This is a genomic window from Streptomyces sp. NPDC048523, from assembly GCF_043199815.1.
Lineage (GTDB): Bacteria > Actinomycetota > Actinomycetes > Streptomycetales > Streptomycetaceae > Streptomyces.
Window position 1 is genome coordinate 1,309,797 of the sequence record NZ_JBICWQ010000002.1, and the last position, 15,250, is coordinate 1,325,046.

Below are 15,250 nucleotides of genomic sequence, written 5' to 3' on the forward strand. Positions count from 1 at the left end.
CCTGAAGAGTCACTTCCCCACGCGGTACTTCAGGTGGGTGGCCAGTGGGGTGTCCACCACCCTCACCTGCTCGAGGCGCCCGGCCCCCACTCCCTCGAACAACCGCAACCCGTCCCCCAACAACGCGGGCACCACATGCAGTTGCAGCTCGTCGATGAGGCCCTCCCTCAGGTACTGGCGCACCGTCCTCGCGCCGCCCGCGATGTCGACGTTCCGCCGACCGGCCGCCGCCCGCGCCTGGGCGAGCGCGCTGTGGATGCCGTCCGTGACGAAGGTGAAGGTGGTGCCGCCCTGCTTGACCAGGGTCGGGTGCGGGCGGTGGGTCAGGACGAAGACCGGGGTCCGGAACGGCGGATCCTCACCCCAGAAGTCGGCGCCCGTCTCGTACATCATGCGGCCCATGACCACCGCCCCCGTCGCGTCGAACCACTCCCTCATCAGCCCGGAGTCGCGGTTCTCCTCGCCGCCGGTCATGCCCTGGCGTTCGCGCCAGCTCGCCAGGTTGTGGATCCACTCGAAGAGGGGTTCGGCGCCGGTGCCGCCGGGGTTTTCGAGGGTGACGTCGGTGCCGGCGATGCAGCCGTCGAGGGAGATGGCCAGATCCGCGGTTACGGTGGTCATGAGGGGGGCTCCTGGGGGGGGCTGGGTGTGCTTCCTTCACTCTCACGTCGATCGGGGATCGGCACATTCGACATGTCGTATCGCGAGGAGACCGATGGACCAGCGGGACCGTCGAGGCCGGGGAGACACAGGCCGAGGCGCTCGTGCGGGAGGCGGCGGAGGAGGTCGGGCTGCGGGTGGTGCCGGGGGCCAAGGTGTGGGAGTCCGAGACCCATGACAAGGGGTTCCGGCTGCACTGGTGGACCGCGGAGGCCGACGCGGGGGACATGGTCATGGACCCCGGCGAGGTGAGCGCCGTGCGCTGGGTCACAGCAGAAGAGTTCGCCGGTCTGCATCCTGTCTTCGAGGAGGACCTGGTCTTCTTCGACCGCGTACTGCCGCAGCTGTGAGCGGTCGGACGCCGGTCGCGGGGATACTGCCTCTCAAGCAACGACCCCGGAAGGCGACGACACCATGCTCATCCTCTTTGGCACCAAGGGATACCTGTACCAGCTCGCGATACTCACCATGGTGTGCGGGCGCTGTGGGAACCCGGCGGCGCACACCCTGCGCAAGCGCGTCACGAAGTTCACGCTGTTCTTCGTGCCGCTGTTCCCCATCTCCACCAAGTACGCGACGCAGTGCACCTTCTGCGGTGCGGAGAACAAGGTGACCTCGCAGGAGGCGGAGCAGCTTCAGGCGCAGGCGGCCGCCGGGGGTGGGCAGGGGGGTCAGGTGTCCGGCGGACAGGCCCCGCAGCAGCCGTACCACCAGTAAGGGAGTACGGCAGCAAGGGTTCAGGCGAGCTTGCGGGCCACCCCGCCGTAGAAGCCGTGCTCTCTCACGGGGCTCCTCTTGGGGAGAGGAAGTTCCGGGGGCGGGGCGGGCTCGGGGCGGCAGTCTCGCCCGTGATGGGCGGCTCCGGGCGTCCGGTGCGGGCGGGGTCTTTCGCGACCCATTCACTCTGATCGTCCGACCGTGACGCAGATCACAGCATTGAGCTCCGGCCTTCGCGTCATCAAGGGGCACTTCCGCGGCTCGAGGGGGCAATTGATACACAACCGCCCCCGCCTCGCAGCCGATCCGGAGACCCCGCTCATGCGCCTCACCACCCTGCAACAGACCGTCCGCGCCCGCCTGATCACCCCCGATTGCCCGGAACTCCCGTTGCGCCCCACGCTGCGCTACGACTCTGCCGATCCGTTCGCCGTGCACATCGACTTCCCCGCGCAGGTCTCGGCCGACGGCCAGGGCGTGACGTGGATGTTCGCGCGGACGCTGCTGGAGGAGGGGCTCGGGAGACCCGCCGGGGAGGGGGACGTACGGATACGGCCGTCCGGCTGGGCCCGGACCGTCATCGAGTTCCGCTCACCGCTGGGCCTCGCCGTGATCCGCTTCGGCACGGCCTCCCTCCGCCGCTTCCTGCTGCGCTCCTACGACGTCGTCGAGATGGGCGCCGAGAACCTGGGCCCGGGCCTCGACCACGGTCTGGCGACGCTGCTCGACGAGGTGTGAGGCGGCGCGGGTAACGGCGGTCGGCCGGACCGCAGCACCACGTCACCGCAGCACCGCGTCACCGCAGCACCGCAGCACCGCAGCACCGCGTCAGAGCCCTCGCGCGAACTCCGCCACCGTCTCGAAGTCCCCTTCGCGCAGCCCCACCCGGGGATCCACCCGATGCAGCAGAGCCGGACCGTCATGGTGAGCGGCCACGAACTCCCGGTCCCGGTCGTCGAGTTCGTCGTCGAGCCAGGCGAAGGGGCGGCCGTCGGCGTGGGTGACGAGGTGGTGGGTCTTCCAGAACGTGCCGGTCGGGCCGGGGGTGAGGGTCGTGGGCCAGTCGACGACGGGGAGGTCCGGGAGGCCGAGGACGGGGGCGATGAAGGTGTTCGCCTCGTGGCGCCACGTGGTCGCCCAGACGAGTTCGTAGCGGTCCGCCAGGGCCAGCAGCGCGGGTCCGTGGCCGGGGTTGAGCCAGACCCGCAGGGGCTTGACGGCGGACGGGGGCAGGCCGGGGTGCTGGGCGATCCAGCCCTCGGGCTTCATGCGGTGGGTGGTGTAGCCCTCGGGGCGGCGTTCGGGCCGGGCGGCGTAGGGGTTCAGGGGGCCGTCGACGTCAAGGTAGAGGAGAGCGCGGCCGGCGTTCACGGCTGCTCGCCGCCGGTCAGGAAGCGGATCAGCTCGAGGTTGCCGTCCAGGGCCACGAGATGGTCGAGGTCGGTCTCGGCGGACGCCTGCAGCCGCAGCCGTTCGGTCTCCAGGAAGACGTACGCCATCGGGCCCTCCTCATCGTGTGAGGGAAGACTCGCCCGCCCGGGCCCTGCGCGCCAGCCGTTTTCCCCCACCGGTCTGTGACAGCCCTGTTGCCGGAGGTGTGGGCTCCGTCACAGCCGTACGTCGCCCGTGCTGCTGAACTCTGCGGACCCGGAAACGAGGCAGTCAGGGGGCCGGGATGTCGTCGTCGTTGATTCCGCGTCTGCGCGGCACCGCCGTGCTCGCGATGAGCGGGGCGGTCGCCGCGTACGTGTGGGGGCTGCTGCATCTGGCCGGGGCGTTCCTGGAGGCGGAGGACGGCGGCACGGGCTCGGCGCCGATCCCCCCGTGCCGTGGGGACGACCGGGTCGTCCACGTCATCGACTACTCGGTGGGCTTCTTCCCCCTCTCGTTCGACTGCGAGATGACGGACGGCGGCAGCTACACCGCCGACGTGATTCCCGCCTACGTCAATCCCGCCGCCGTGGGCCTCGCCCTCGCCGCCGTCGGCTGTGTCGTCTCCGCCGGTTATGTGGCGGAGCTGCGGCTGCGGGCCGAGGCGCGGAAGGGCGAAGCCCTCTAGGCGGGGCGGGCGGGGGCGTCAGGCGGGTGGGGGCGTCAGGCCGCTGCGGGGGTCAGTTCCGCCTTGCCGAACAACAGGGCGTAACCGGAGGGCAGTCGGTCCAGAACGCGGTCCACGAGCTCGTCGCCCACCAGCTCCGGCAGCACGCTCAGGACCGAGCTGACGTCCCAGCGGGCCGTCGCCGGGGTCGCGCCCTCGATGCGGCCGGCCACGGCGTCCACGAACTCCGGTGCCGTCAGGGGCCTGTTGAGCGGGATCCGGGAGGCGACAAGCCTGGCGGCCTCCTCGGGCAGGGCCCGGGCGAGGTCGACACGTTCGTCGCCGGTGACATGGCCGCCGAGGGTGGACAGGACGACGCGGACGACGCGTTCCGCCTTCGCCGTGGTCGCGTACTGTCCGGCCTCGCGCACGGCGTCGACGAGGTCGCTCCACCGTGCCGTTCTGGCCGCTCGGTCCGCGCTGAGTGCGCTCATGTACGGGTCTCCTGGGGGTCGTTGCGCCCCGCGGGCGGACCTGCCGCCCCGCGGGAGCGCCACTGCCTTGCCTGTTCTTCGAGGCCTTGCGTGTTTCTTCGAGGCCTTGCCTGTTCTTCGAGCCGCCGCGGTCAGCGGCTGATCTCCTTGCGGTCGCTGTCGCCGCCCGTGATCTGGATCCGGCGCGGCTTGGCCTGCTCGGCCACCGGGATGCGCAGGGTGAGGACGCCGGCGTCGTACGAGGCGTCGATACGTTCCGTGTCGAGGGTGTCACCGAGGAAGAGCTGACGGGTGAACGAACCCGTGGGGCGTTCGGCGACGATCATCTCCGCGCCCTCGGGGGCGGGGACGCGGCGCTCGGCGCGGACGTTCAGGACGTTGCGTTCGACGTCCAGCTCGATCGTCTCGGGGTCGACACCGGGGAGGTCGAAGTGGACGACGAACTCGTCCCCCGACCGGTACGCGTCCATCGCCATCGCGGCGGGACGGGCGGTGGAACCGAGAACCTGCTGCGCGAGCCGGTCGAACTCGCGGAAGGGGTCGGTACGCATGAGCATCACAGTCCATCTCCTTTCCACAGACTCCGTGGTGCGATGCCCTACGCCTTCTTATATAGCTCGCAACCAGGAAACTTGACAAGCCCCGACTCAGGTTAGTTTCGAGGCGCCGGTCCGGAGTTAGCCTCGGGACACATCGACCGAGGAGGCACACATGGCGAAGGTTCCCAGCGCGGCGATCGCTGCGGGCGGGCTCGTCGGCGGATACGGCGCGGCCCGCTGGACGAAGAAGCGGCCGCTGGGCGGGGCGGTACTGGCCGTCGCCGGGGCCGCGGCGGCCCGGCAGTGGCGGGAGCGGGCCGGCGGGAAGGCGGCCGGAGCACTGTCGGCCGCGTACGTGGCCGCCTTCGCGGGGTCCCACCCGCTGGCCAAGAAGGTGGGCGCGTGGCCTGCGGTGTTCGGCGTGGCGGGCGCGGTGGCCCTGGCCTCGTGGGCGGTCGCGGACCGCGACACCTGAGAGGTCAGCGGCGTCCGGCGTCCCGGTGGGTCAGCACATTGACCACCTGGCCGTTCGGATCCCGGACGAAGAAGCGCCGTACGCCCCACTCCTCGTCCCGCAACTCCCGTACGACCTCCGCGCCCGACGCCACGACCTGTGCGTATACGGCGTCGACGTCCTCGACCTCCACGCTCAGGTCGGGGACGACCGGCGCGGTGCGCTCCTCGGTGAGGAAACTGATCTGGGCGGTCGGGTTGGCGGGCGACGCCAGCGTCACGACCCACCCCATGTCCATGACCTCCTCGAAGCCGAGCAGGCCGTAGAAGTCACGGTTGGCGGTCAGGGCCTCCTCGGACTCGACGTGGATGTCGGGCATGATCCTGCGGATGCTCACGGGCACGACTCCCTGCCATCGGCTTTCTGTTATCGGCAGTCCCACCCTCGCGTCTCCTGACCGTCCCAGCCACCGGCACGCGAGGAATGACGTCCGTGACTTCACAGATCAGCCGCCGCAGCATGCTCAAGGCGGCGGGAGCCGCGGGTGTCGCGGTGACCGCCGCGACGGCCCTGCCCGCCACCGCGGCCGCCGCCGACGCCGCCTTCGCGCACCCCGGCCTGCTGCACACCGGGGCCGACCTCGCCCGCATGGCCGCCAAGGTGAAAGCGGGCGCCGCGCCCTACACGGCCGGTTTCGCCAAGCTGGCCGTCAATCGCCATGCGCAGAACGGCTGGACGCCCAACCCGCAGGCCACGGTGTACCGGGGCTCGGGCTCCCCCCAGAACTACGCGACCCTCTACAACGACATCCACGCCGCCTACCAGAACGCCCTCCGGTACCACGTCAGCGGCGACAGCGCGCACGCCGACACGGCCGTGACGATCCTCAACGCCTGGTCGGCGAAACTGACCTCCGTCGAAGGCACCGCGGACCGCTTCCTCGCCGCCGGTCTCTACGGCTACCAGTTCGCCAACGCCGCCGAACTCGTTCGCGACCACCCCGACTTCGACCTCGCCCGCTTCCAGGAACTGCTCACCAAGGTCTTCGCCCCGCTCAGTGACGACTTCCTGGTCCGGCACAACGGTGCCGTCGTCACCAACTACTGGACCAACTGGGACCTTGCCGCCATGGCCTGCGTCCTGGCCACGGGCATCTTCTGCGACGACAGCTCCCAAGTCGCCCGTGCGGTCGACTACTTCAAACACGGCGAGGGCCTCGGCGCCATCGAGCACGCCATCCCCGTCGTGCACGACGACGGCCTCGCCGAGTGGCTGGAAGCGGGCCGGGACCAGGGACACGCGCTCCTCGGTGTCGGCCTGATGGGCACGTTCTGCGAGATGGCCTGGAACCAGGGGTACGACCTGTACGGCTACGACGACAGCCGGTTCCTCAAGGGGGCCCAGTACGTGGCGAAGTGGAGCATGGGAGGGGACGTCTCCTACACCGCGAACACCCGCGCGAAGGGTGCGATCGGGGGGTGGTCCGGTCGGGAGACGGCGTCCGCGGTGGCCGGCGTCGACCCCGCGACGACCCGCCCCATCTGGGCCATGATCGCCAACCACTACACGAAACGCCGGGCCCTTCCGGCGTCGTACGTCACCCGCATCGCGGCGAGGTCCGCGCCGGAGGGGGGCGGCGGGGACTACGGCCCCAACAGCGGGGGCTACGACCAACTGGGCTTCGGCACGCTGGCGTTCACGCGGGACCGGGTGTCGGGGGCGGGGGGTTCTGCTGTCCCTACGCCCGGCGCGGCCGCTTCCCCGAACTCCGGCACACGTCCCCAGACGGGACCCACGGCCGACCAGGACCTCGCGGCCACCGGTTCCGACGACATCGTCGGCTGGTCCGCGGCCGCGGGGATCACGGCGGTGGCGGGGGGACTGCTTTTGCTGCGACGGCGTGGGGGTGCCGGGTGAGGTGGTCGGGCGGCTGCAGGCCGGTGGGGGCTGGTCGCGCAGTTCCCCGCGCCCCTAGGGAGCTGCAGTCAGCCGTGCCGGGACGGACCGTCGGCCACCTCGCGCACTACGACGGACCGTGGGCCGGACCGCGCGCCACCACGGGCCGATAGCCGCGTACGGCGGCGAGGGGACGGGGTGGGGGGTGTCCGCCCGCAGCGGCCGGCGTCCGTTACCGGGCCCTACTCAAGAGGCCGAGCCGCCGGACCGAGGACGGACACCCCCCACCCCGGCACCGACCCACGACGAAACCGTTGGCGCTACGGCCGCCCCCACCGGAGCCGCAGCTGCGCCGCAGGCATCCAGGGGCGCGGGGAACTGCGCACAACGCCAGCCCCCACCGAACCCGCACCCGACGAAACCGAACCCGCAGACATACGACCCAACCTCACGTCGCCGTAAGCGGCTTCGCGATGTCCTCCAGCGATCGCCCCTCCGCCCGCACCGCCAGGAACGCCGCCACCAGACCCGCCGCGCACATCAGCCCGGCCCCGATCTGGAAGGCAAGCACCGTGTCGCCGACCTTGCCCGTGCTCGTCAGGTCGGCGAACAGCAGCGGCCCGCTGATGCCGCCCGCCGCCGTACCCAGCGCGTAGAAGAACGCGATCGACATCGCCCGCGTCTCCATCGGGAACACCTCGGACACCGTGAGGTAGGCGCTCGACGCCCCCGCCGACGCGAAGAACAGCACCGCACACCAGCACGCCGTCAACGTGCCCGCGCTCAAGGAGCCCCGGTCGAACAACCACGCCGTCCCGAACAGCAGCAGCCCCGACAGCAGGTACGTCGACGAGATCATCACCCGCCGTCCCACCGTGTCGAACAGCTTCCCCAGCAGCAGCGGCCCGAAGAAGTTGCCGATCGCGATGACCGCGAAGTAGTACCCGGTGTCCCCCGTCGGCACGTCGAAGAACGTCGTGAGGATCGCCCCGAACCCGAACGTGATCGCGTTGTAGAGGAAGGCCTGGCCGATGAAGAGCGAGAACCCCAGGATCGACCGGCGCCGGTAGTCCGAGAACACCGTCCGCGCGATCTCCACGAACGTCACGCTCCGCCGCTGGTGGATCGTGATCTCACCCTCGGGCCGCGGCAGCCGCTCGCCGCCCCTCTCCTCCTCGACCCGTTCCTCGATCGACGAGACGATCCGTTCGGCCTCCTCGTCCCGCCCGTGGATCAGCAGCCACCGCGGACTCTCCGGCACATGCCGCCGCACCAGCAGGATCACGAAGGCCAGCACCGCCCCCAGCGCGAACGTCAGCCGCCACCCCACGTCCTTCGCGAAGATGTCCGTGTTCAGCGCGACGATCGACAGCAGGGAGCCGCCCACCGCTCCCAGCCAGAAACTCCCGTTGATCATCAGGTCCACCCGGCCCCGGTACTGCGCCGGGATCAGCTCGTCGATCGCGGAGTTGATCGCCGCGTACTCGCCGCCGATCCCGAACCCGGTCAGGAACCGGAACAGGAAGAACCACCAGGAGTCGAAGGACACCGCCGTCAGCGCCGTGGCCGCCAGATACACCGCCAGCGTGATCATGAACAGCTTCTTGCGGCCCCACTTGTCCGTCAGCCGCCCCCAGAACAGGGCCCCCACGCACGCCCCGGCCACATACAGCGCCGCCGCGACACCGGTGACCTGCCCGGAGGAGATGGACAACCCACTTCCCGGCTCCGAGAGCCGGCTCGCGATGTTGCCGACGACCGTGACCTCGAGGCCGTCGAGGATCCACACGGTGCCGAGTCCGATGACGATCGTCCAGTGCCAGCGGGACCAGGGAAGCCGGTCGAGTCTGGCGGGGATGTCGGTCGTCAGGGTGCGGCCGGTATCGGCCTGGGCTGTGGTCACGGAAGGGCTCCCTCCCCCTCGGGCGATCGGCGGGCGATCGTCGAACGAACGCCACTCGGGTGCCCGCGACCAGTCCGGCTACGCCCCCAGCGCCCGCGACACCGTATAGATCAACAAGCCCGCGAGCGAGCCCACCACCGTGCCGTTGATCCGGATGAACTGAAGGTCGCGGCCGATGTTCGCCTCGATCTTCCGGGTCGTGTGTTCGGCGTCCCAGCCGGCCACCGTGTCCGTGATGAGGGAGGTGATCTCGCGCCGGTAGGTGGTGACCACGTACACCGCGGCCCCTTCCACCCACCCGTCGACCTTCGCCTGCACCTTGGGGTCGACGGCCATCCGCGCCCCCAGCGACAGCAGCGACGCCCGCACCCGCAGCCGCAGCTCACTGCGCTCGTCCTCGGCGGCGGAGACGATCATCGACCGTACGGCGGTCCAGGCGGACGCGATCAGGTCCTGGACCTCGCCGCGCCCCAGCACCTCGCCCTTGAGCCGCTCGACACGCGCGCGCGTGTCCGTGTCGGACTGGAGGTCGTCGGCGAAGTCCGTCAGGAACCGGTCGAGGGCTCCGCGCGCCGGATGCGACGGCATGTCCCGCATCTCGGTCACGAACCGCAGCAGCTCCTTGTAGACCCGCTCGCCGACCTTCTTGTCGACGAAACGCGGGGTCCAGCCGGGCGCGCCCCCCTGCACCGCGTCCATGACCTGCTCGTCATGGAACACGAGCCAGTCGTGGGCCCGCGCCACCACCAGGTCGACGACCCGCCGGTGCCCGCCGTCGGCGACGACCTTGTCCAGCATCTTCCCGATGCCGGGCGCGATCTCCTGGGCATCGGCCCTACGGGTGATCGCCTCGCCGACCACGGCCTGCACGTCGGAGTCGCGCAGCACGGTCAGGGCACCCCGGAGCGCGGCCGACAGCTCCGCGGTGACCCGGTCGGCGTGCTCGGGGTCGGCCAGCCAGGCCCCCAGCCGGCTGCCGATGCCCACGGCCCGCAGCCGCTGTCGTACGACGTCCTCCGAGAGGAAGTTCTCGCCGACGAACTCGCCCAGTGACACCCCCAGCTGGTCCTTCTTGGTGGGGATGATCGCGGTGTGCGGGATGGGCAGGCCGAGCGGGTGGCGGAACAGGGCGGTGACCGCGAACCAGTCGGCGAGCGCGCCGACCATGCCGGCCTCGGCGGCCGCGGCGACATAGCCGGCCCAGGGACCCGCCCCGGAGTTGTGCGCCCACGTGGTGAGGACGTACACCACCGCCACGAACAGCAGCAGCCCGATCGCGGTGAGCTTCATGCGCCGCACCCCGCGCTGTTTCTCCAGGTCCGCGGCGCTGAAGGTGGTCATCGCACGTACGGCCGCGGCGGGCACGGCACGGCCCGGTGACGTCACGCCCCCGCCCCCTCGGGCCGGCCGCTCCACGTCAGACGGTTCCGCTTCCTCAGATTTCGTGCGTTCCATCCGCTCCACCCGTTCGGTGATCCCCCACACATTGTCCCTTCCTGACCGACTCATGGAACAGAACAGGAGTTCCCGGCGTCAGTCCGGATGAGGGAACCGGTAGGGGGTCTCGTCACTTCTCCCCCGGTTTATGCCTCATCATGAGTTGATCAGATCGGAGCCCCGGGCTCCCATCGCCCTAGGAGAACAAGTCCGCATGACTCGGCGTCATGGTTACGCCCTGCTGACCGCGATCGTCGCCCTGATCGTGGCCCTGTCCACCGCCATCTACGTAGGAGTGGCGGCCGACACCGGCACCTCGGACCGGACCGCGCTGTCCGGCTCACCCGCCCGCCCGTCCGCCGAGCCCGTGTCCGCCGGGGTCTGGGTCGGCAGCTGGTCCGCCTCCCCGGTCGGCGCCGAGCCCGGCACCGAGGCCGAGGGCATGACCGGCCGTTCCGTCCGCAACGTCGTCCACGCCGGCGTCGGCGGTACGAGTGCCCGTATCACGCTGTCCAATCTCTACGGCCGGACCCCGCTGACCATCACGCACGCCTCCCTCGCGCTCGCCGCCGGTCCGCGGACCGCCGCGGCGCAGGCGGGGACCACGCGGCGGCTCACGTTCGCCGGCACCACCACGGTCGTCATCGCGGCGGGCGGACAGGTGCTCAGCGACGCCGTCGCCCTGGCCGTCCCGACGGGCGGCGACGTCCTCGTCACGACCTACTCGCCCACCCTGTCCGGCCCGGTCACCTACCACCCGACGGCCCGGCAGACCTCGTACGCCGGTCCGGGCGACCTCACCGAGGACGAGACCGGGACGGGGTACACCGAGCAGGTCGACCACTGGCGGTACCTCACCGCGCTGGACGTGCTCGGCGACGAGGCCGACGGGACGGTGGTCGCCTTCGGTGACTCGCTGACCGACGGCAAGAACTCCACCCTCGACGTGAACGCCCGCTGGCCGGACTTCCTGAACCGGCGCCTGCGCACCGCGCTCGCCGCCGGCCGGGATCTGCCCCGCTACAGCGTCGTCAACGCCGGGATCGGCGGCAACCGGGTCCTCGCGGACGCCCGGGGCCGGCCCCTGGAGAACCAGGCCGGCCTCCGCCGCTTCCGGCGGGACGTGCTCGAACGTCCCAACGTCAAGATCGTCGTCATCGATCTCGGCATCAACGACATCCTCCGCACCCCGGGCACCGTCGATGCCGGCGAGCTGCTGGCCGGCCTGCGCGACCTGGTACGCCAGGCCCACGCCCGCGGCATCAAGGTCGTCGGCGCGACCCTCATGCCCGTCGGCAAGCGCACCACCTGGACCGAGGCCCGCGAGGGCGTCCGCCAGACGGTCAACGCGGAGATCCGTGCGGGCAGGGTCTACGACGCGGTGGTCGACTTCGACAAGGCGCTGAGGGATCCCTACAACCCGCTTGGGCTCCGCGCGATGTACGACTCCGGGGACCGCCTCCACCCCAACGACAAGGGGTACGAGCGGATGGCGGACACCTTCGACCTGGAGTACCTGAAGGGGTCCACGGCGGCACGGCTGTAGCTGCGGGCCGGTGGGGGCCGGTCGCCACAACGGACCCCACCGACCGCTCAGTCCTCGCGTCGCCGGCGTCGTTCCCGCATCAGGCCGTGGTGATCGCCGATCATCCGCCGATGCGCGTCGCGCACATCGTCCCGGACCGACTCCCGCAGCTCCCGGACGGCCTCCCGGCGATCCAGCCGCTGCTGCCGCCGCTCGTCCCGGAGCCGCTGCCGCTCGGCCCTCGTCACCTTCCGCTCGACGCCGACGCCGCCCCAGAACGCGAACCCGGTCACGACCACCCGAGGTGCCCCCGGCTCCCCCGGGACCCCCTCCTCGCGGTGGTCGAACCCGCCCATGATCCCGATTCCGCGCACCACGACCTCGACCCCCGGCGGTACGACGACCTGCATCCCGCCCATGATCGCGACACAGTTGATCTCGACCTCGCCGTCGGCGAAGTTCGCCTCCCGCAGATCGATCTCCCCGCCGCCCCAGAAGGCGAAGCAGTTGAACCTCCGGGGCACGGTCCACCGCCCCTTGCGCTGGAACCCGGACATCACGGCGACGGCCCACGTGGACGAGCCCTCGCCGCCGACGATCCGGGGCGCCCAACTCCCGTCCGGCTCGGGCCGCTTCAGCATGTCGATCTTGGGAGGGGCCACGCCGCCGACCGGCAGGTCACGGGTGATCGGCGCGAGCTCGCCGTACGTCCGCGCCTTGTACGTCGCGTCCAGGCGCTCCTCGAACTCCTCCATGTCGAGCCGCCCTTCCGCGAGGGCGTCCCGCAGGACCTCGGAGACTCGCTCACGATCGGCGTCGGAGGCACGCAGCTCCGGTCCGGGGGGCCTGGGGGGTGTCCCCCCAGAAGACACAGCGTCCGTCATGTACGCAGCCTACGAGTTACCGAACCCCACGGCTACGACGCCGCTTTCTCCGCTTCTCCCGCGTACATCTTCGCGATCACCGCCTCGATGTCCGGCTCCCGCACCGACAGATCCACCAGTGGGTACTCCGCCGCGACCCGCGCCACCAGCGCCGCCGCCGACTCGGACGCCGGGAACGCCAGCCACTGCCGCGGCCCCTGCACCTTCACCACGCGCGCGCCCGGCGCCTGGATCGGCGGCAACTCCCGCTCCAGGTCCACCACAAGGGTGCGCTCGCTCTCGCCCACCTCGTGGAGGCCGGCGAGGGGACCGTCGTACATCAGGCGCCCGTGGTCGATGACCATCACGCGCGAGCAGAGCTGCTCGATGTCCTGGAGGTCGTGGGTGGTCAGCAGGACCGTCGTGCCGCGCTCGGTGTTCAACTCCCGCAGGAACCCCCGCACCTTGGCCTTGGAGATGACGTCGAGTCCGATGGTCGGCTCGTCCAGGTACAGCACCTCGGGGTCGTGCAGAAGTGCTGCCGCGATGTCCCCCCGCATCCGCTGGCCCAGGGACAGTTGGCGTACCGGGACGTCCAACAGATCGGCCAGTTCGAGGAGTTCGACGCAGCGGTCGAGGTTCTCGCGGTAACGGGCGTCCGGGATGCGGTACATGCGGTGCATCAGCTTGTAGGAGTCGATCAGCGGGAGGTCCCACCACAGGGTCGTGCGCTGGCCGAAGACCACGCCGATCCGGTGGGCGAGCTTCGTCCTCTCCCGGGACGGGTCGATCCCCGCCACCCGCAGCCGGCCACCGCTCGGCGTCAGGATGCCCGTCAGCATCTTGATCGTCGTCGACTTGCCGGCACCGTTCGGGCCGATGTACCCGACCATCTCGCCGCGCGCCACGGTGAAGGAGATCGAGTCGACCGCCCGCACCTGGCGCCGCTCCCGTTTCAGGAAGCCGGTCTTCTTGCGCACGTCGAAGACCTTCTCGACGTGGTCCAGTTCAATGAACGTGTCCATCGCTAACTCCCGGTACTCCGATACGACCCGAGCCCGGCCCGCCACGCGAGCCCGGCCAGCGCACAGCACGCCAGCGCCACCAGCGGCGGTGTGAAGGCCGCCCACCGCGGCAGATCCAGCGGATACGGCCTGCCCAGCACATAGGAGGCCGGCACCCAGTTGACGAAGGCGAGGGGCAGCACGAACGTCACCCCGCGCACGAAGTCCTTCCCGAACACCGTCGGCGGGTACTGGAGCAGGGTCGTACCGCCGTACGTGAACGCGTTCTGCACCTCGGCGGCGTCCTGCGCGAAGATCTGGAAGGCCGCGCCCGCCACGAACAGCGCGCTGAAGAGCACCGCGCCGCTGACCACCATCACCGGCACCAGCAGCACCTTCGCCGCGCTCCAGTCGACGTCCACCGAAGCCAGCGCCCACACCAGCACCACCGTGCCCTGGATGATCCGGCCCAGGCGGCGCACCGCGAAGTGGTCCGCCCCGATCTGCGCGAGCACCGGTGCCGGCCGCACCAGCAGTATGTCGAAGGAGCCGTCCCGGATCCGGCCGCCCAGCACGTCCATCGAGCCGAGCACCAGGTCGGCGATCCCGAAGGCGGTCACCGAGAGGCCGTAGAGGAAGGCGATCTCGGGCAGGCCCCAGCCGCCCAGCGAGTCGACCTGCGAGAACATCAGCAGGATCCCGACGAAGTCCAGGCAGGTCATCAGCAGGTTGCCGCACATCGTGACGACGAAGGAGGTGCGGTAGGTCATGGAGGATCGCACCCACATGCCCGCGATCAGCCAGTAGGCCCGCACACCCTCGCCCAGGCGGGACGTCCCGGTCTCAGCCACCCTGCACCACCACCCGCCGGGTCGCCGCCGACTGCAGCAGCCGCCCGGCCCCCAGCAGCACCACCGCCCAGGTCGCCTGGAAGGCGTACGCCCCGAGCGGGTCGGTCTCCCCCATCAGCACGTCCGCCGGCACCTGGAGCTGCGCCGCCCACGGCAGCGCCCGCACGATGTCGCCCAGCACCCCGGGGAAGGCGTTGAGCGGGAACACGATGCCCGAGCAGAAGACCCCCGTGATCATCACCGCCTGCATGATGCCCATGCCGTCCAGCAGCCAGAACACGCTCAGGGCGGCCAGATAGCGGATCGCGAAACTGACCAGCATCGCGAGCAGCAGCGCCACCAGCAGGGCCGCCCAGGACATGACGTCCGTGGGCAGCGCCATCGGGAAGAACAGCGCGCCGAAGGTGAAGGGGATCACACCGCGGCCCACCAGCTGGAACAGGGACCTGCCCAAGTCGCTCGCCAGCCACCACAGTTGGAGGTCGGCAGGGCGGTACAGATCCACCGCGATCTCCCCCGTGCGGATCCGCTCGATCACGTCCTTCTCGGCGCCGCCGCCCTGGATCGCCAGCGTCGAGTAGAGACACTGCCCCAGCCACACGTACGTGACCGCCTGCGCCTGGTCGTAGCCCCCGAGATGGGGCTTCTCGTCCCACAGCGCGAGATACGTGTAGACGAGGATCACACCGAAAACGGTGTTGGTGAACACCCCCGCGAACGTGGCCGCGCGATATGTCGCGTATCGTCTGAATCCCCCTGCCGCGACGGCCGCGTACAACCGCCAGGAACCCACATCCACAGCCCTCCTCGGCCCGCCGGCACCAAAGCGCAGGAGCCTAGTGCGCAGGTGACAGGGGAGGCCACCCATT

19 protein-coding genes are annotated in these 15,250 nt (G+C 70.6%); 7 read left to right on the top strand and 12 right to left on the bottom strand.

Features of this window, described 5'->3' with window-relative positions; translation table 11 throughout:
- Nucleotides 1–9: 9 nt before the first annotated feature.
- Nucleotides 10–621, bottom strand: coding sequence for a dihydrofolate reductase family protein (locus ACGFWE_RS14995; RefSeq protein WP_393600124.1), 612 nt, complete (start codon nucleotides 619–621; stop codon nucleotides 10–12).
- 65 nt (nucleotides 622–686) lie between these two features.
- Here ACGFWE_RS14995 and ACGFWE_RS15000 point away from each other — a divergent pair, with 65 nt between their 5' ends.
- From ACGFWE_RS15000 to ACGFWE_RS15010, 3 genes are all read left to right on the top strand, one after another.
- Entirely contained in the window at nucleotides 687–1,010 is a 324-nt protein-coding gene (locus ACGFWE_RS15000) for an NUDIX domain-containing protein (protein ID WP_393600212.1), read from the top strand.
- 64 nt (nucleotides 1,011–1,074) lie between these two features.
- A complete protein-coding gene (locus ACGFWE_RS15005) occupies nucleotides 1,075–1,377 on the top strand; it encodes a zinc-ribbon domain-containing protein (RefSeq protein ID WP_352391268.1) in 303 nt (100 codons plus the stop codon).
- A 321-nt stretch (nucleotides 1,378–1,698) separates the two neighbouring features.
- On the top strand, nucleotides 1,699–2,115 hold the full coding sequence (locus tag ACGFWE_RS15010; RefSeq protein WP_352391267.1) for an SsgA family sporulation/cell division regulator: 417 nt from the start codon (nucleotides 1,699–1,701) through the stop codon (nucleotides 2,113–2,115).
- A gap of 90 nt (nucleotides 2,116–2,205) precedes the next feature.
- On the opposite strand, the gene ACGFWE_RS15015 is transcribed toward ACGFWE_RS15010, so the two are convergent.
- Both ACGFWE_RS15015 and ACGFWE_RS15020 read right to left on the bottom strand, forming a co-directional pair.
- Nucleotides 2,206–2,748, bottom strand: a complete 543-nt coding sequence (locus ACGFWE_RS15015; protein ID WP_393600125.1) for an HAD domain-containing protein — start codon at nucleotides 2,746–2,748, stop codon at nucleotides 2,206–2,208.
- The gene (locus ACGFWE_RS15020; protein ID WP_352391265.1) at nucleotides 2,745–2,876 is read right to left on the bottom strand and encodes a hypothetical protein; all 132 of its coding nucleotides are present in this window, start codon (nucleotides 2,874–2,876) and stop codon (nucleotides 2,745–2,747) included. Before ACGFWE_RS15020 ends, ACGFWE_RS15015 begins: the two co-directional genes overlap by 4 nt.
- 176 nt (nucleotides 2,877–3,052) lie before the next feature.
- Between ACGFWE_RS15020 and ACGFWE_RS15025 the strand changes: the two genes are divergently transcribed.
- Nucleotides 3,053–3,436, top strand: coding sequence for a hypothetical protein (locus ACGFWE_RS15025; RefSeq protein ID WP_352391264.1), 384 nt, complete (start codon nucleotides 3,053–3,055; stop codon nucleotides 3,434–3,436).
- Between the two features lie 35 nt (nucleotides 3,437–3,471).
- Here ACGFWE_RS15025 and ACGFWE_RS15030 read toward each other — a convergent pair whose 3' ends face one another.
- Both ACGFWE_RS15030 and ACGFWE_RS15035 read right to left on the bottom strand, forming a co-directional pair.
- Complete coding sequence (locus ACGFWE_RS15030; RefSeq protein WP_393600126.1) at nucleotides 3,472–3,909, bottom strand: DUF2267 domain-containing protein; 438 nt, start codon at nucleotides 3,907–3,909, stop codon at nucleotides 3,472–3,474.
- Nucleotides 3,910–4,040: 131 nt separating this feature from the next.
- On the bottom strand, nucleotides 4,041–4,466 hold the full coding sequence (locus tag ACGFWE_RS15035; protein ID WP_352391262.1) for an Hsp20/alpha crystallin family protein: 426 nt from the start codon (nucleotides 4,464–4,466) through the stop codon (nucleotides 4,041–4,043).
- Nucleotides 4,467–4,620: 154 nt separating this feature from the next.
- Between ACGFWE_RS15035 and ACGFWE_RS15040 the strand changes: the two genes are divergently transcribed.
- Nucleotides 4,621–4,923, top strand: a complete 303-nt coding sequence (locus ACGFWE_RS15040; RefSeq protein ID WP_393600127.1) for a hypothetical protein — start codon at nucleotides 4,621–4,623, stop codon at nucleotides 4,921–4,923.
- 4 nt (nucleotides 4,924–4,927) lie between these two features.
- Here the strand turns inward: ACGFWE_RS15040 and ACGFWE_RS15045 are convergent, their stop codons facing one another.
- A complete protein-coding gene (locus ACGFWE_RS15045) occupies nucleotides 4,928–5,299 on the bottom strand; it encodes a VOC family protein (protein ID WP_393600128.1) in 372 nt (123 codons plus the stop codon).
- Nucleotides 5,300–5,421: 122 nt separating this feature from the next.
- On the opposite strand from ACGFWE_RS15045, the gene ACGFWE_RS15050 reads away from it, so the two are divergent.
- Entirely contained in the window at nucleotides 5,422–6,819 is a 1,398-nt protein-coding gene (locus ACGFWE_RS15050; RefSeq protein WP_393600213.1) for an alginate lyase family protein, read from the top strand.
- Between the two features lie 427 nt (nucleotides 6,820–7,246).
- On the opposite strand, the gene ACGFWE_RS15055 is transcribed toward ACGFWE_RS15050, so the two are convergent.
- Complete coding sequence (locus tag ACGFWE_RS15055; RefSeq protein ID WP_393600129.1) at nucleotides 7,247–8,701, bottom strand: MFS transporter; 1,455 nt, start codon at nucleotides 8,699–8,701, stop codon at nucleotides 7,247–7,249.
- A gap of 78 nt (nucleotides 8,702–8,779) precedes the next feature.
- Complete coding sequence (locus tag ACGFWE_RS15060) at nucleotides 8,780–10,210, bottom strand: DUF445 domain-containing protein (protein ID WP_393600130.1); 1,431 nt, start codon at nucleotides 10,208–10,210, stop codon at nucleotides 8,780–8,782.
- Nucleotides 10,211–10,352: 142 nt separating this feature from the next.
- Here ACGFWE_RS15060 and ACGFWE_RS15065 point away from each other — a divergent pair, with 142 nt between their 5' ends.
- A complete protein-coding gene (locus tag ACGFWE_RS15065) occupies nucleotides 10,353–11,684 on the top strand; it encodes an SGNH/GDSL hydrolase family protein (RefSeq protein ID WP_352391192.1) in 1,332 nt (443 codons plus the stop codon).
- A 47-nt stretch (nucleotides 11,685–11,731) separates the two neighbouring features.
- Here ACGFWE_RS15065 and ACGFWE_RS15070 read toward each other — a convergent pair whose 3' ends face one another.
- From ACGFWE_RS15070 to ACGFWE_RS15085, 4 genes are read right to left on the bottom strand one after another with little or no spacing between them, the layout of a single operon-like run.
- Nucleotides 11,732–12,547, bottom strand: a complete 816-nt coding sequence (locus tag ACGFWE_RS15070; RefSeq protein ID WP_393600131.1) for a DUF1707 domain-containing protein — start codon at nucleotides 12,545–12,547, stop codon at nucleotides 11,732–11,734.
- Between the two features lie 32 nt (nucleotides 12,548–12,579).
- Nucleotides 12,580–13,551: an ATP-binding cassette domain-containing protein gene (locus ACGFWE_RS15075; protein ID WP_352391190.1), complete on the bottom strand. Its 972-nt coding sequence runs from the start codon at nucleotides 13,549–13,551 to the stop codon at nucleotides 12,580–12,582.
- 2 nt (nucleotides 13,552–13,553) lie between these two features.
- A complete protein-coding gene (locus tag ACGFWE_RS15080; protein WP_393600214.1) occupies nucleotides 13,554–14,318 on the bottom strand; it encodes an ABC transporter permease in 765 nt (254 codons plus the stop codon).
- A gap of 55 nt (nucleotides 14,319–14,373) precedes the next feature.
- Nucleotides 14,374–15,174: an ABC-2 family transporter protein gene (locus ACGFWE_RS15085; protein WP_352391206.1), complete on the bottom strand. Its 801-nt coding sequence runs from the start codon at nucleotides 15,172–15,174 to the stop codon at nucleotides 14,374–14,376.
- Nucleotides 15,175–15,250: the final 76 nt, after the last annotated feature.

What these genes read in the sequence shown, in the direction of transcription:
- ACGFWE_RS14995 (WP_393600124.1), bottom strand. Translation starts at nt 621, where the DNA reads ATGACCACCGTAACCGCGGATCTGGCCATCTCCCTCGACGGCTGCATC.
- ACGFWE_RS15005 (WP_352391268.1), top strand. Translation starts at nt 1,075, where the DNA reads ATGCTCATCCTCTTTGGCACCAAGGGATACCTGTACCAGCTCGCGATA.
- ACGFWE_RS15010 (WP_352391267.1), top strand. Translation starts at nt 1,699, where the DNA reads ATGCGCCTCACCACCCTGCAACAGACCGTCCGCGCCCGCCTGATCACC.
- ACGFWE_RS15020 (WP_352391265.1), bottom strand. Translation starts at nt 2,876, where the DNA reads ATGGCGTACGTCTTCCTGGAGACCGAACGGCTGCGGCTGCAGGCGTCC.
- ACGFWE_RS15025 (WP_352391264.1), top strand. Translation starts at nt 3,053, where the DNA reads ATGTCGTCGTCGTTGATTCCGCGTCTGCGCGGCACCGCCGTGCTCGCG.
- ACGFWE_RS15030 (WP_393600126.1), bottom strand. Translation starts at nt 3,909, where the DNA reads ATGAGCGCACTCAGCGCGGACCGAGCGGCCAGAACGGCACGGTGGAGC.
- ACGFWE_RS15035 (WP_352391262.1), bottom strand. Translation starts at nt 4,466, where the DNA reads ATGCTCATGCGTACCGACCCCTTCCGCGAGTTCGACCGGCTCGCGCAG.
- ACGFWE_RS15040 (WP_393600127.1), top strand. Translation starts at nt 4,621, where the DNA reads ATGGCGAAGGTTCCCAGCGCGGCGATCGCTGCGGGCGGGCTCGTCGGC.
- ACGFWE_RS15050 (WP_393600213.1), top strand. Translation starts at nt 5,422, where the DNA reads ATGCTCAAGGCGGCGGGAGCCGCGGGTGTCGCGGTGACCGCCGCGACG.
- ACGFWE_RS15060 (WP_393600130.1), bottom strand. Translation starts at nt 10,210, where the DNA reads ATGAGTCGGTCAGGAAGGGACAATGTGTGGGGGATCACCGAACGGGTG.
- ACGFWE_RS15065 (WP_352391192.1), top strand. Translation starts at nt 10,353, where the DNA reads ATGACTCGGCGTCATGGTTACGCCCTGCTGACCGCGATCGTCGCCCTG.
- ACGFWE_RS15070 (WP_393600131.1), bottom strand. Translation starts at nt 12,547, where the DNA reads ATGACGGACGCTGTGTCTTCTGGGGGGACACCCCCCAGGCCCCCCGGA.
- ACGFWE_RS15075 (WP_352391190.1), bottom strand. Translation starts at nt 13,551, where the DNA reads ATGGACACGTTCATTGAACTGGACCACGTCGAGAAGGTCTTCGACGTG.
- ACGFWE_RS15080 (WP_393600214.1), bottom strand. Translation starts at nt 14,318, where the DNA reads ATGTGGGTGCGATCCTCCATGACCTACCGCACCTCCTTCGTCGTCACG.